Consider the following 15,114-nt stretch of genomic DNA (forward strand, 5'->3'; position numbering starts at 1 on the left):
TGAAAGGCTAGATTAAAATTCTAGTCTTTTTTTTGTGCTTTTTTAGAAAGGGGGATTAAAGGAAATATGAAAAAAATTGTAATTAGCTTGTTTTTCATTCTTAATTTGATAACAGTTTCTGCTGGAAATAAAGGAAATTATGATGTGGCAAAATATAGACAGGATGTTGTTAATTATGCAATGGCACAAGTAGGAAAGGCATATAGTCAGGCTAATAGAATGGGAGCAAATACTTATGACTGTTCCAGTTTTGTAGATAGAACTTCACAAGCGGCAGGTATGAGTTCTGTTACAGGAGCGAATACTAAAAATTGGGCAAATACAACAGCGAGTATGAGAGCAGGAGCAAAGGCGACTAAAATAGCAACCAATCAAATAAAACCAGGAGATGCCATTTTATTTAATGGACATGTAGTTTATGCAATTGGCATAGCAAATGGATGTAGTATTGATGTTGTTCACGCTTCAAATTCAAAACCATATCCTAAAGGTGGAGTAAAAGTATCAAAAGGCTACAATATATGTAAGGCACATGGAGGATATTCAGGAGTTATTACAGCAGAGCAGGTATTGATAAATAACGGATATACTCCAGTAAATTCAGATGGAACAGTTGCAGTACCTCCAGCAGGTTCAACAGTGTCTGCAAACGGAGGGCATTCTGGAAATAATGCTTCAACTGCTTCTACAAAATCATCGTTATCAGTAGATTGGGATAATATTCAAAATGAATTTGTACAAATTATAAATAGCGGGATAGAAAAAATGACACCTGGCTTATTAGTTCTTTTAAGTGTACTCACAGTTCTTGAAATAATGTGGATTCTATATGGCTATATAGTAAAAAATGTATTGGAAAATTTATGGATGTCCTTACTCAGAATAATGATAAAATTTTCAATACTGGCATATGTTATACCTAATGCAATTTCTTTAATTGATATGGGGTATGGAATATTTTCTGGAATTGGCTCATATTTTATGGGAAACAGTGGAGGGACTGTAACTTTAAACAGTATATGGGCAATAGCTGGAAGGGAAACAGGGAAAATCTTAAAGATTATTAATGAATCAAACTTTAATTTTTTTAATATTATTACTGATTCAAGGTTATTTTTTGAAGAACTTGGGAAAATGCTGCTGTTAATAGGCGTTATTATTCTTGTTTATTATTTTGTGGTAAGAATAATATTTGAAATGATGATGGCGGTATTACAGTTTAGAATGGCTTTGGGATTATCTTGGATATTTTTACCTTTTGATGTAAATTCGATTACAAAAAGGGACTTAGGAAATAAAGCATTGACAACGCTATTTCTCACAGGAAGTAAAATAGTTGTCATAATGGCACTGGAAGGAATAGTATTTAAAAACTTGGATGCGGCAGGATTTGGGGAAGTTACTTTTAAGGAATTGAAATATGAAACTATATTTTTGTTTATCACAGTAGGAATGATAATGGCTTTTGTAATGAATGAGGCAGACAAGATAACAACGACACTTGCCAAAGGAAATTAAAAAGTGGGAGGAAATTGTGGATATACGAACTAAAAAGTTTAACTTGATAATGCTTTCTGTATCAATATTTCTTGCCATAACATTCACAGTACTACATCTATTGTCAAATATTTATGTAATAAATGTAACACCCTCAATTCCATTAGGAATATACAAACTGGAAAAATTTGATGGAATGTTGAAAAAGGGGGATTTAGTTGTTTATGAGGTGGATGATAAATATAAAAATTTGACAAGTATAAAAGGGACAATGTTTAAACCAGTAAAGCCTGTTGCGGCATTTTATGAAGATAAAGTTGAGATAAAAGGTAACCGGATATATGTAAACGGTGAAGATTATGGAGAAATATTTCCTGAAATATCGTCTAATTTCAATGGGAAAATAAAGGAAGATGAAGTTTTGACATTATCTAAAGTCAGGGGGACATTTGACGGAAGATATTATGGTGCAATAAAGAAGTCAAAAATAGAGAAAAAAGCAAGGTTGATATATGAGTTTAGAATATGAAGATAAGATGATTAAACTGAAATCTAATGAAAAAAAGAAAATTGAAATACATAAGAAAATAGTTAAGACAGATGAAAAAATAAAGGAAATCAGACGAGAAATAGCAAATGATACAAGAAGGCTAAATACATCGGAAAAAAATCAAAAATGGAAGCAAAGAACAAGAAAACTGATTGAAATGGGAGTTCTGCTTGAAATTGCGAATATTTTAAATGAAGATAAGGCAACGTTGCTGGGATATTTTATGAAATTTCAGTTTTTAAGCAATGATGAAATTAAAGACTGTAAAATTATGGGAGGTGAAGAGTTTCAGATGAGAGAAGAAAAGAAACAGATGTTGAAACGAAGATTGGAGAAAAAAGATGAGTTTAGATAATTTGAAAGAAATGATGAAAAATGAAGGATTTTCTCCCTTAGAAAGTGAAGATTTTGAAGAAATAGAGCGAAAAAAAACTAACAAAGTAACGGAACTTCAAGGCGATGAATTAAAAGAAAGGGTGAAATTAGAAAAATTAGAAATAAAAGCTGAACTTGCTGAAGAACTTGAACAGTTTATACACGATGAGGAAAGAAAATATAATCAGGAAAAGAGGAGAATTGAAAGTGAATATGATGAAAAAATTTATCAGTTAGAGCAGCAGCAGAAAAAAATTTATCGAGATAGGAGAGAAAAGTTATATGAAACAGAAGATGCTTTAAAAATTAGAGAAAATGAAATTGAAGCGGAAATGCAGAAATTGAATGAAAAAGTAACCGAAAGGGAAAGTGAATTAAAAAAGTTGAATGAAGAAATAGATAGAAAATTAGGATTTAAAGAATATCTAAATGAGAATAATTTTATATACAGAAATAAGTTGGAAGCTGTATTGATACTGAGAAAATTGAAAAATAAAAGAATAAAGATACTGAGCAGAATAGAATACGATACTGTTTTTAAAAATGTTATTGGAGGAGTGAATGAACTGATAAAAATGAATAATTTGATAATAGATTACAAAAAATTTGTAAAAGGGCAGGAAGCAAGAAAGAGATAAAATTTTAATTGATAAGAAAGGGCTAGAATAATGTTGTTGAGCATGTTTCAAAAAAATGAGAAAAAAGAATATTTAAAAAGGATAGGAGTAAAATTTTCTAAAGACGAAAAACAGGAGATAAAGAAAATGATAAAATCAAATTTGACTCTTGAACAGTTTAAATTATGTGTAACACCTGTACTTAATGAGGAAATATTGCAAAAAAGAGCTGAAAATAACTTGGATGATAGCAAATGGGAAAAACTTGTAATGAAAAAACTGGATGTAAATCAGATGAAGGAAATAAGGAAAGGATTTGAAAAAGGGTTATCAGAAGAGGATGTTGAGCTGTATGTAAAAAGTGGATATGACAGCAAAACAATGGAAAAAATCAGGAATATGCTTGAAAAAGATAAAAATAATGAGTATCTTCGAGAATATTTGATGTTAAAGGATAAAAAGGAAATAAAATCAATTACTAATGAAAAATTGGAAAAATACATTGAGGAAAACAAAATGAATGAACTTAGAAATAAGGCTGATAAAATGGAAAAATGGTATGAAGCTTCAATATATGCAGGTAAAAATACATTTAAATATTATTCTTCAGAAAAAATAAGAGATGATGAAAAATATGTTATGAAAAAAGTCAAAGAAAATGGGAAAAATCTTGAATATGCAAGTGAAAGGCTTAAAAATAACAGGGATTTAGTTTTGGAAGCAGTAAAACAGGATGGACGTGCTTTACAATTTGCAAGCGAGGAATTAAAAAATGATAAGGAAATAGTGATGGAATCTGTAAAAAACTACCCTAATTCCTATCAATATGCAAGTTCTGAAATGCAAAAGGATGAAGATGTAGTAACGGAAGTTTTAAAGAGAAATGAAGACGCTCTAAGTTATGGAGATGAAAATATTAAGCAGGAAATAGAGGAAATTAAGGAAAAATACAAGGACAGTGATTTTGATGGGCTGACAGATAGAGAAGAAAAATTTGTGTATGGAACAAATCCTTATTTAAAAGATACTGATTTGGATGGAAAGACTGACTATGAGGAAATAAAGATAAATTATACAAATCCGAAAATAAAAAGCAAGGGCATTGAAATTGAAAGAATAGCAAAGGAGATGATTAGTAAATGAAAAAGTGCATATTGTTTCTTATGATAGTTTCAAACATTTCCTTTTCTGGCGGAGAGATAAGTTTTGAAAAACAGAAGAAAAAAGTTGAACAGGAAAGAATTGATAAATTGAAAATACAAAAGGATAATGAGGCTGACAAGGGTAAGGAATTAAATGATTTAAAAGAAGATACAAGCAATATTCAGTCACAAAGCAACAGATTATTTTATGATGATAAGCCTGTAAAAAAAGTTAATAATGCTTCTCATATTCAAAAAAATATTGGAAACAGAAAACTTATTGAATATATTAAAACACAGAACAGCAGACTGAATGAAAATGAAATACAAAATATACTTGGCTATGTTTTCAAATACAGCAAAGAGTATAACTTTAATCCATATTTAGTTTTAGCAGTTATGAATACTGAAAGCCATTTTAATCATTCAACAGTATCAAGTGCTGGAGCAAGAGGACTTATGCAGTTAATGCCTTTTAACTTTAGGGAATTTGGAGTGGATAACAGCATATCAGGAAATATAAAGGGAGGTGTGCTGCATTTAAAAAGAGATTATGAAAAAACTGGGAGTGTTTCAAAAATGCTGGTCTGCTATAACGCTGGCTGTGGAAGATTAGCAAATAACGCTTGGAAAGGGATAAAGGAAACAAGGGAATATATACCAAAAGTAATTCAGAAATACAATAAAATAATAAACTTGTAACTATATTTTCTCACACGTGAGAAAATCAAAATTAGGTCAGTGGATTTTTTTCATTACAAAAGTTTTGAGAAAAAACACTGAGCAGTAAAAATAATAAGAATTATGAAACAAGATTTGAAGGAGTGGAAAATGTTTAATAATGTTGTAAAAATTTTAATGGGAATATCAGTTATTTCTTCGTTATCTTTTTCTAAGGGGGAAATTAATTTTCAGAAACAATTAATAAATGAAGATAGTAAAAAGATGGAAATAATTGAAAATAACACAACTAAGAGCAATAAAGACAGAGAAGAAAAAATAAGATATAAGATTGTAGAATTTGCAAAAACTCAGATTGGAAAGCCTTATGTGTATGGTGCAACTGGAAGTAGCAGTTTTGACTGTTCCAGCTTTGTACAGTATGTGTTCAAAAAAACATTGGGAATTACAATTCCACGTGTTTCGGCAGAACAGTCAGTATTTAAGCCAAAATTACATAACAACATTAAAAAAGGAGATTTATTATTTTTTGAAACTTTAGGAAAAGGTAGAATTTCACATGTCGGGATGTATATTGGGAATAGACAGTTTATACATGCCAGTTCAAAAAGCAAAAGAGTAACTGTATCAGACTTTACTGGATTTTATCAAGATAAATTTAGATGGGCAGTGTCGGTTATATAAATGTGAAGGAGATAGTATGGAAAGTAAGGTAATTCAACAATTTTTAGGAGAAATTGATGGCGTAAAATTTGACAAGGAAAATGTGTATTATTCATCAGAACATATTTTATCAAAAATAGAAGAAAAATTTGGAAATATATATAACAAAGAATTTGTAAAAGAATTGAGAGATACAATTAATACCTTAAATTTAAAATACGATGAGTTTAGTTTTGATACTTTGGAACATGATTTTAGTAATTGTATAGAGGAAGCTGATGAATTTAAAAATGTAGAATTTACATATTATGGAGATGATTGGAAAATTGAAATATTAAATGATGGAATAAAGAATAATAAGTATTTAAAAACTGAAAAAGAGAAAAATGTAGGTGAAAATCAAAAGCAAAGTTTTTCTAAAAGTTTTTGGAATGCTGATAACAAAGATTTAGAGAGATAGAAGTAAGGGGGAAAATATATGAAAAAATTAATAATAGCAGAAAAGCCAAGTCTTGCACGTAATATTGCAAGTGCATTGAATGTCAGGGTTAATAAAGAGGGATATATGGAAAACGAAAAATATATTGTTTCTTGGGCTTTTGGACATTTGTTTGAATTAAGGGATGTTGATGGATATGTTGGAGAAAAAAGAAAATGGAGTGAAGTTAGATTGCCATTTTTTCCTGAAAAATTTGAATTTGATTTAAAAAATGATTCGGGAATAAAAAAACAGTATAAGGTATTAAAAAACCTTATTAACAGCAAGGAAGTTGATGAGATAGTAAATGCGGGAGATGCAGACAGGGAAGGGCAAATTATAGTGGATATTATTATCAATGCCATAAAAACTGATAAGAAGATAAAAAGATTGTGGCTTCCTGAACAAACTGAAGAAACCATAAGAAAAGCCATAAATAATCTTGAAGATAATTTTAAATATAGAAATTTGCATAATGAAGGGCTTGCAAGGACATATATGGACTGGCTTATGGGAATCAATCTTACAAGATATATTTCATTAAAGGCAAACACGCTTTTTCCAGTCGGACGTGTTCTTATTCCAGTTATAAAATATATTTATGATAGAGATTTGACAATTAAAAATTTTATTCCTAAAAAATATTTTACTGTTGAGGGCGAAACTATGTGTAATGGAACTTTATTAAAACTTGTCTGTGATAAAAAATATAACCTTTTAGAACTTGAAAAAGCTAAAAGTTGTTCGTATGAGTTAAATAGAAATAAAGGGATTGTAAAGGATATAACTGAAAAGGAAATTATTCTTAATCCTCCAAAACTTTTTTCACTTTCAAAATTACAAAGTAAATTATCGAAGGAAAATAAAATAAGTTTTGCAAAATCTCTTGAAATTATACAAAAGCTCTATGAAAAGGGATTTATTACATATCCTAGAACAAATACAGAATATCTTGCTGAAGAGGAAAAAGACAAGGTAAGAGAACTTATAAATTTATATAGTGATTATAAATTGGAATTTAAAGATAGTAAAAAAATATTTGACAGTAGCAAGATTGAGAGCCATAGTGCAGTAATACCAACTTTGAAAATTCCTGATATGAATAGTTTGGATTTGGAAGAAAAGATAATTTTTGAAACAATAAGAAATAGATTTATTTCAAATTTTTTAAAGGAGCAAGCGATAATTAATCAAACTGAAATAAAGATTGCTGTGGGAAACGAAATTTTTAATTTGAAAGGAAAATCAGTAAAGCAGGAAGGGTTTTTAAAATATGAAAATCAGAAGATAGATAATAAGTTGCCATATTTTGAAATTAATCAAAAAATTGATGTTGATTTTAAAGTTGTTGATAAATTAACCGTTCCTCCTAAAAAAGTTACTGAGGAAAATTTGAGTAATTATTTAAAAAACCCTTTTAGAAAAGAAAAAAATCAAGAAAATGAGGACGATACACAAGAATATAGAGAAATAATGAAAGGTGTAGAGATTGGGACGGAGGCGACTAGAACAGGGATAATTGAGAATGCTAAGAAATATGGATATATTACTTCTGGAAAACAGAATTTTAGTATAACTGAAAAAGGAATAAAGTTAATTGAACTGCTAGATTTGCTCCATATTAATCTTTATGCAGAAAAGACTGTTGAGTTTTCTATGCTTCAGAAAGATATTTATAATAACAGAAAAACAGTAGATGATATTATTGAAAAAACTAAAAGTGAGTTACAAAATATAATAAATCGAGATGCAGAAGTTGAAAAACTTGAAAAAGAAATGGAAGTTATTGGAAAATGTCCTAAATGTAACAGTAATGTTTATGAGAACAGTAAAAGTTACTATTGCAGTAATTATAAGAAGGGATGTAAAACATCTCTTTGGAAAGAAGCAAGTTATTTTGGACAAAAAATAAAGATAAGTAAGGATAATGCAAAAAAATTATTAAGAGGGGAACAGGTTGTGTTTAAGATAAAAAGTAAAAGTAGAAAGGAGTATAATGCACATTTTGGAATAGAAATAAATGGAGATTATTTGAACTTGCAAAGAAAGGATTTTATAAAAATAGAAAAATGATAATTAAAATTTGAAATCACAAAATTTTATATTAGGGGGAAGAAATGGGATATAAAATTCAAAATGTATTGGAAAATGCACATAAAAAAGTAAATGAAGATTTTAGTGAGTATATTAACTATCTTCACGTTATGGGAAACAATTATAAATATTCTGCAATTGAACAGCTAAATATATTTTTTATTCGTCCTGAAGCTGTGGCTTGTGCAGAATATGACTTTTGGAAAGAAAATTTTAACAGAGTTGTGGAAAGAAATCAGAAGGGAATACCCGTATATAATGTAAGGAATGGAAAAAAGAATGTCAGATATATTTTTGACGTTACCCAGACAGTATCTTTGGATAAGAGAAACGATGAAAAACCTAAATTATGGGAATTTAATAATAGAACTCATAAAGATGTTTTTGAAAGAATGACAGGAAAATCAGATTTTGAAGAAGCACAAATGGTGCTTATAAATCAGACAATGCTTGAAAACAGCAAATTAGATACTTTCAATTACAAAGATACAGAAGTTCTTGAAAGTTTTATAAAAAAATCTGTTCTGATTGCACTTGATCAAAGAATGGGAATTAAGAAAAAGGATATATTTAATGAAAAGGAAAAGGAAATTTATTCTTTATTCTCAGACTTTAGAACTATGGAACTAATATCATCAGAAATATCCAATGTGGCAAAAAAAGTTCTAATCAAAGTAAGTAAGGAAATTCAGAAAATAAATGATGAGAAAACTTTGGAAGAAAATAGTAAAATTGGGTATGATATAGAAAATGAAAAAAATGAGGAGGAATTGGAATATGCTGAAAAAGATGATAGACGGAAAAGAATATCTGATAGAGAATGGGATATATACTCCAGTAGTGAAGGGAACATCCTACGAGCAGGCGGGAGGGACTTACAAAATGATACTGATGGACGAGAAGTTTCAGGTGTTAGTTCCGAATTTGGAGGAAGAGAAAATAGACTTGAGCAGACTCAACTCTTGGGGACGATCGAGAATGAAGTATCTGGAACAAGAGAAAGAAGAATTTTTGAAAAATCTTCTAATGAAAGGCGAAGTTATGGAACATCTATTTTCAATTCAGAAGGAAGTAGAGAAATTTTGGGAGATAGAAAAACCCAAAATGATGAAAACTATGGGATTAACCGAAGAATTAAAAGAAAAAGATCAAATGGAATGGGTAAGGCTTATGAACAACCTACTCTCTTCTCTCAGGGAAATAACTTACAATCAGATAATTTACAAATAGAAAATGATAATATAATTACTCAAAAAAATATTGACGACGTATTAAAATCATACAGCGGAGCGAAAAATATTTATAATTTTTTTCAAGATAACAGTTCAAGGGAAGATAGAATAAAATATTTGAAACAGGAATACGGAATAGGCGGATTTTCAATATCCGATCATGGAGATTTTATTGATGACGCATTTTATACTTCTCAAAATATGAAGTTATATAAAAACCATTTTAGTGCTAATGAAGTTAAAGTAGTCCTGTCTTGGGATAAAATAGAAAAAAGGATACAGGAACTTATAGATGAAAATCAATATTTTATTCCCGAAAAGGAAACAGAAAATATTATTGAAAATGATGAAATAATATATCCTTATATAGATAAAGAAAATAGTAAAGATAATATTTCTAAAAATTTTAAAATTACTGAAGAAATCCAATCTGAAAAACTGTTGCCATCAGAGCGTCTAAACAATAATATTGAAGCTATAAAAGTTTTAAAAAATTTGAAGGAAAGAGAAGCTGCAGATGATGAAAAGATAGCACTTTCTAAATATGTCGGATGGGGAGGACTAGCTGATGTATTTGATGAAAACAAAGGTGGACAATGGGAAGAAGCAAGAAATTTTTTAAAAGAAAATTTGACGCAGGAAGAATATGATAATGCTAAGGCAAGTACATTGACAGCCTTTTATACACCTAAAATAGTAGTTGATTCCATTTATAAAGGAATACAGCAACTTGGATTTGAAGGTGGGAATATTTTAGAGCCAAGTTGTGGTGTGGGAAATTTTATAGGTAATTTACCTGATGAATTAGAAAACTCCAAGATATATGGTGTGGAACTAGACAGTATCAGCGGAGATATTGCTAAAAAACTTTATCCTGAAAGTAATATTCAAGTAAAAGGATTTGAAAAAACAGAATTTTCCAACAATTCATTTGATGTTGTGATAGGAAATGTTCCTTTTGGAGATTTTAAGGTAATGGACAGAGAATATGAAAAGCAGAACTTTATGATACACGACTACTTTATTGCAAAATCATTGGATAAAGTGAAAAAAGGCGGAATTATGGCTTTTATAACTTCTTCTGGAACCTTTGATAAAAAGGATGACAGTGTGAGAAGATACATTGGAGAAAGAGCGGAACTATTGGGAGCAATAAGGCTTCCAAATGATACATTTAAAGGAGTTGCTGGAACAGAAGTAACATCGGATATTATATTTCTAAAGAAAAGGGAAAATATAAATAAAGAGGAGCAGGACTGGTATGCGGTTAAATCTGATTCTGAAGGATTTATCTACAATAAGTATTTTGTGGATAATTCTGATATGATTTTAGGAAAAATGGAGGAAGTTAGTGGACGTTTTGGGAAAACATTAACTTGTATACCAAAAGAAAATAGTAATTTAAAGGATGAATTAGAACGAGCAGTTGGGAATATAGAAGGAAGTTATGAAAAAACTCTTGCTGAAGAAAAAGAAACTGTAATTGCAGTTGAAAATGAAGATTATGAAATAAGAAATTTTTCATTCTTCAAAAAAGATAACGATATTTATTTTAAAGAAAATAGTGAAATGATATTACAAGATTTATCAGATAGAGATAAGGATAAAATATCAAAATATATAGAACTGACAACTTCATTAAGGAAAGTTATTCAGATTCAAAAAGATGGGGAAACAGATGATAGACTAAAAATCGAACAGGAAAAACTAAATAGAATATATGATGGATTTATTATTAAGCATGGATACTTAAATTCAAGAGCAAATTCGAGATTATTTACTGAAGATTCTAATTATTCCTTATTATCTTCAATAGAAATATTTGATGAACGTGGAAACTTTAAGAAAAAAGGGGATATTTTTTCCAAAAGAACTATAAAGCAATCAAAAGTTATAGATAGAGTAGATACTCCGCAAGAAGCATTAATTCTTTCAATTTCTCAAAAGGCAAAAGTGGATTTTGAATATATGACAGATCTTACTGGTATGAAAAAAGAAGAGTTAATTAACAGTTTAAAAGGAGAAATATTTCTTAATATAAATCAAGATTTTCCACAGGAATTTCAATATGTAACACAGGATGAATATTTAAGTGGCAATATAAGAGAAAAAATAGAATATATTGACAAATTTAATTCTCTTTCTGATGAAGAAAAAAAAGGAATAAGCCCTGAAATACTAAATTTTCAAAAAGAAAAATTGCAGGAAGTAATGCCTAAACCACTTGAAGCAAGCGAGATAAATGTCAGAATTGGAGCAACTTGGGTTCCTAAAAATCATATAAAGGACTTTATTGTGGAAACATTAAAGACGCCAGCATATAAAAGTTCATATATTAAAGTTCATTATTCTGAATACACTTCCGAATGGAGAATAGAAAATAAGAATATAGATAGTGATAATCCCCTTGCTGTTATGACCTTTGGAACTGAAAGGGTAAATGCGTACAAACTTATAGAAGATTCTCTAAACTTGAGGGATACAAAAATTTTTGACTATGAAACAGATTCGGAAGGTAAAAAAATAGCAATTTTAAATAAGAAGGAAACTATGCTGGCAGGACAAAAACAGGATATTATTAAACAGGCTTTTAAAGACTGGATTTTTAAGGATCTTGAAAGAAGGAATGAATTAACTAAGATATATAATGAAAAATTTAACTCAATTCGGCTAAGGGAATATGATGGAAGCCATCTTACCTTTAATGGCATAAATCCTGAAATAAAATTAAGGCCACATCAATTAAACGCAGTTGCAAGAACATTGTATGGTGGAAATACACTGCTTGCACACGTTGTGGGAGCAGGAAAAACTTTTGAAATGGTTGCTTCTGCTATGGAATCTAAAAGACTTGGACTTGCGACAAAATCAATGTTTGTTGTCCCTAATCATTTGACTGAACAACTGGGAAGGGAATTTTTGGAACTTTATCAAGGAGCAAATATTCTTGTAGCAACTAAAAAAGATTTTGAACCTAAAAATAGAAAGAGATTTATTGGAAGAATTGCAACTGGGGAATATGACGCTGTAATAATAGGGCATTCTCAGTTTGAGAAAATACCAATGAGCAAGGATTACCAGCAAAAACATATACAAAATGAAATTGATGAAATTATACAAAATATCCAAACATTAAAGCAGGAAAATAATCAGAATTTTACTGTAAAACAGCTTGAAGGTACAAAAAAGAAACTGGAAGTAAGATTAAAAAAATTAAATGATGATTTTAAAAAGGATAATGTCGTTACATTTGAAGAATTAGGAGTTGATAAGCTGTATGTAGATGAGGCACATTCATTTAAAAATTTGTTTTTATACACTAAAATGAGAAATGTAGCTGGAATAGGGCAAACTGAAGCATTAAAATCGTCGGATATGTTTATGAAATGTAGATATATGGATGAAATAACAAATGGAAAAGGAGTTGTGTTTGCGACAGGTACACCAGTTTCCAACACTATGTCCGAACTTTATACAATGCAAAGATATTTACAGTATGATGAACTTAAAAAACAAGGACATCAAAATTTTGATTCTTGGGCAAGCACATTTGGGGAAACAGTTACAGCTATTGAATTATCTCCTGAAGGAAATGGCTATAGAACTAAAACAAGATTTGCAAAATTCTACAATCTTCCTGAACTTATGAACAATGTTAAACAGTTTGCAGATATACAGACTGCCGATATGCTAAATTTGCCAACACCTGAAGTAGAGTACAAAAAAGTATTGACTAAACCGACAGAGGAACAGAAATTAATATTAGAAAGTCTTTCAGAAAGAGCAGAAGAAGTAAGAAACAGAAATGTGGAACCAACAGAAGACAATATGTTAAAAATTACAAATGACGGTAAAAAGCTTGCACTAGATCAGAGGATTGTAAATGAGATGCTTCCTGATGATGAAAATAGCAAAGTAAATGCCTGCGTAGAAAATATCTACAATATATGGAAAGAAAGCGTTGAAAAAAAATCTACACAGCTTGTATTTTCTGATATGTCTACTCCCAAAAATGATGGAAGTTTCAATATTTATGAAGATTTAAAAGAAAAATTGATTAATAAAGGTATTCCTGAAGAAGAAATAGCATTTATTCATAATGCAAATTCTGAAAAGCAAAAGGATGAACTTTTTGCAAAAGTAAGAACAGGAGATGTAAGAATATTGCTGGGTTCAACACAAAAAATGGGAGCAGGAACAAATGTACAGACAAAACTAATTGCACTTCACGACTTAGATGTGCCATGGCGTCCTTCGGACTTGGAGCAACGGGCTGGAAGAATAGTTAGGCAGGGGAACGAAAATAAGAAAGTAGAGATTTATAGATATGTTACTGAGAATACATTTGACGCTTATTTGTGGCAAACTATCGAGAATAAACAAAAGTTTATAAGCCAAATTATGACTTCAAAAACTCCAGTCAGAGTAGCAGAAGATGTTGATGAAAGCTCTTTAAACTATGCTGAAATAAAGGCACTTGCAACTGGAAATCCTTTAATTAAGGAAAAAATGGATTTAGATATGGAAGTAAATAAGTTAAGAATGCTCGAAGCCAATTACAAGTCAAACCTGTATCGCCTTGAGGACAAAATAACAAAAGAATACCCTACAAAAATTAGTAAAATGGAAAAATATATTGAAAATGTGAAGGAAGATATTTCTAAAATAGAGCCAAAATCAAATAATGAGGATAAATTTACATCTATTGAAATTAATGGAACAAAAATTTATGATAAAAAAGAAGCTGGAGAAGAGCTTTTAAAAGCTATAAAGGGTACTGGAATATCTGATGAGCCTCAAATTATTGGAAGTTATAGAGGATTTAAACTGTCTTCAAATTTTGATTTCTATGAGAAAAAATATAAATGTGTATTGGAAAACAAAGAAAAATATTATACTGATTTTGGGAAAGATTCAATTGGAAATATAACAAGAATAGATAATTTGTTAGATAAAATTCCTGAAAATCTGGAGAAAGAAAAGATAAGACTTGAAAATTACAGGGAAGAATTTGCCAATGCGAAAGAAGAAGTTAATAAGCCTTTTGAAAAAGCAGATTTATTATTAGAAAAGATTAAAAGATTAAGTGAGGTTAATAAACTAATAGAAGCAGGGATGAAGGAGAAAGAAAGTGTTAAGGAAAAGGAGGATGTTCAAGATTTGGATAATGAAGATTTTGAGAGATAATATAAAAAAATATTTATAGAGATTAAAAATATTTGAGTTTGTATTTTTAGATTTAATTTATATTTTAGAACAGTAATTTATTTAGATTGAATAGAATTTATTATATATTCCCAAAATCAAGGGATAATTAATAGACACTAATAACATTGAATTAGATTGTGTTTTTGTGATAAAATTAACAAAAAACAGGAAGTGAAACAAAATTGTTTTATCTTCCTGTTTTAGTTTAAAAATACACACTATAACTACAATTACAGATTGACTATTTTTGGTAAATACGATATAATAATTACGAGAAATAATTGTATTGTGAGGTGTGTATTTATGATTAATCTTAATTTGTTTGCTAATGATACATATAAATTACTTAAATTTTTATATGATAATCAAATACAGGTAAAAGAAGATTATTATGTAGTTTTATCTCAACAGGAAATAGCAGATATACTGCATTATTCAAAACTAAAAACAAATAATATAATGAAAGATTTAAGGAATAATGATTTTATAACCACTTTTAACAATAAACGTGGCAAATATATGATTACTAATAAAGGTTATAAAGTTATTGAAATTTTAGAAAGGAAATATTAGATGT

11 protein-coding genes and 1 pseudogene are annotated in these 15,114 nt (G+C 29.3%); all 12 read left to right on the forward strand.

The genetic code is table 11. The features are described from left to right. The first annotated feature begins 66 nt into the window (after positions 1-66). The 12 genes and pseudogenes from QU666_RS05235 (at position 67) to QU666_RS05290 (ending at position 15,110) form a co-directional block, all read left to right on the forward strand. Positions 67-1,518, forward strand: coding sequence for a peptidoglycan amidohydrolase family protein (locus QU666_RS05235; protein ID WP_021769913.1), 1,452 nt, complete (start codon positions 67-69; stop codon positions 1,516-1,518). Between the two features lie 16 nt (positions 1,519-1,534). After that, positions 1,535-2,026 (forward strand): S26 family signal peptidase, encoded by a 492-nt coding sequence (locus tag QU666_RS05240; protein WP_015769204.1) that lies wholly within the window; start codon positions 1,535-1,537, stop codon positions 2,024-2,026. After that, complete coding sequence (gene traD / locus QU666_RS05245; RefSeq protein ID WP_015769203.1) at positions 2,010-2,402, forward strand: conjugal transfer protein TraD; 393 nt, start codon at positions 2,010-2,012, stop codon at positions 2,400-2,402. The genes QU666_RS05240 and traD overlap by 17 nt, the downstream gene beginning before the upstream one ends. Further along, on the forward strand, positions 2,389-3,060 hold the full coding sequence (locus QU666_RS05250) for a hypothetical protein (RefSeq protein WP_021769911.1): 672 nt from the start codon (positions 2,389-2,391) through the stop codon (positions 3,058-3,060). The genes traD and QU666_RS05250 overlap by 14 nt, the downstream gene beginning before the upstream one ends. A gap of 126 nt (positions 3,061-3,186) precedes the next feature. Then, positions 3,187-4,182, forward strand: a complete 996-nt coding sequence (locus QU666_RS05255; protein ID WP_198012142.1) for a DUF4116 domain-containing protein — start codon at positions 3,187-3,189, stop codon at positions 4,180-4,182. Continuing rightward, entirely contained in the window at positions 4,179-4,883 is a 705-nt protein-coding gene (locus QU666_RS05260) for a transglycosylase SLT domain-containing protein (protein ID WP_021769909.1), read from the forward strand. The genes QU666_RS05255 and QU666_RS05260 overlap by 4 nt, the downstream gene beginning before the upstream one ends. Positions 4,884-5,012: 129 nt before the next feature. Then, positions 5,013-5,546: a C40 family peptidase gene (locus QU666_RS05265; RefSeq protein WP_036071605.1), complete on the forward strand. Its 534-nt coding sequence runs from the start codon at positions 5,013-5,015 to the stop codon at positions 5,544-5,546. 16 nt (positions 5,547-5,562) lie between these two features. Further along, the gene (locus tag QU666_RS05270; RefSeq protein WP_021769907.1) at positions 5,563-5,985 is read left to right on the forward strand and encodes a hypothetical protein; all 423 of its coding nucleotides are present in this window, start codon (positions 5,563-5,565) and stop codon (positions 5,983-5,985) included. 18 nt (positions 5,986-6,003) lie between these two features. Beyond that, a complete protein-coding gene (locus QU666_RS05275) occupies positions 6,004-8,076 on the forward strand; it encodes a type IA DNA topoisomerase (protein ID WP_021769906.1) in 2,073 nt (690 codons plus the stop codon). A 912-nt stretch (positions 8,077-8,988) separates the two neighbouring features. Beyond that, entirely contained in the window at positions 8,989-9,327 is a 339-nt protein-coding gene (locus QU666_RS05280; protein WP_232218475.1) for a TnpV protein, read from the forward strand. Positions 9,328-9,494: 167 nt separating this feature from the next. Next, positions 9,495-14,516 (forward strand): annotated as a pseudogene (locus QU666_RS05285) (helicase-related protein); the annotation flags it as partial. 324 nt (positions 14,517-14,840) lie between these two features. Next, positions 14,841-15,110, forward strand: a complete 270-nt coding sequence (locus tag QU666_RS05290; protein ID WP_021769904.1) for a hypothetical protein — start codon at positions 14,841-14,843, stop codon at positions 15,108-15,110. Positions 15,111-15,114 lie beyond the last annotated feature (4 nt).

Source organism: Leptotrichia sp. HMT-225, from assembly GCF_030644325.1.
Lineage (GTDB): Bacteria > Fusobacteriota > Fusobacteriia > Fusobacteriales > Leptotrichiaceae > Leptotrichia > Leptotrichia massiliensis.

Excerpts from the sequence above, each read along its gene's own strand:
- QU666_RS05235 (WP_021769913.1), top strand. The coding sequence starts at position 67 with ATGAAAAAAATTGTAATTAGCTTGTTTTTCATTCTTAATTTGATAACA.
- traD (WP_015769203.1), top strand. The coding sequence starts at position 2,010 with ATGAGTTTAGAATATGAAGATAAGATGATTAAACTGAAATCTAATGAA.
- QU666_RS05250 (WP_021769911.1), top strand. The coding sequence starts at position 2,389 with ATGAGTTTAGATAATTTGAAAGAAATGATGAAAAATGAAGGATTTTCT.
- QU666_RS05255 (WP_198012142.1), top strand. The coding sequence starts at position 3,187 with ATGATAAAATCAAATTTGACTCTTGAACAGTTTAAATTATGTGTAACA.
- QU666_RS05260 (WP_021769909.1), top strand. The coding sequence starts at position 4,179 with ATGAAAAAGTGCATATTGTTTCTTATGATAGTTTCAAACATTTCCTTT.
- QU666_RS05265 (WP_036071605.1), top strand. The coding sequence starts at position 5,013 with ATGTTTAATAATGTTGTAAAAATTTTAATGGGAATATCAGTTATTTCT.
- QU666_RS05270 (WP_021769907.1), top strand. The coding sequence starts at position 5,563 with ATGGAAAGTAAGGTAATTCAACAATTTTTAGGAGAAATTGATGGCGTA.
- QU666_RS05275 (WP_021769906.1), top strand. The coding sequence starts at position 6,004 with ATGAAAAAATTAATAATAGCAGAAAAGCCAAGTCTTGCACGTAATATT.
- QU666_RS05280 (WP_232218475.1), top strand. The coding sequence starts at position 8,989 with ATGGACGAGAAGTTTCAGGTGTTAGTTCCGAATTTGGAGGAAGAGAAA.
- QU666_RS05290 (WP_021769904.1), top strand. The coding sequence starts at position 14,841 with ATGATTAATCTTAATTTGTTTGCTAATGATACATATAAATTACTTAAA.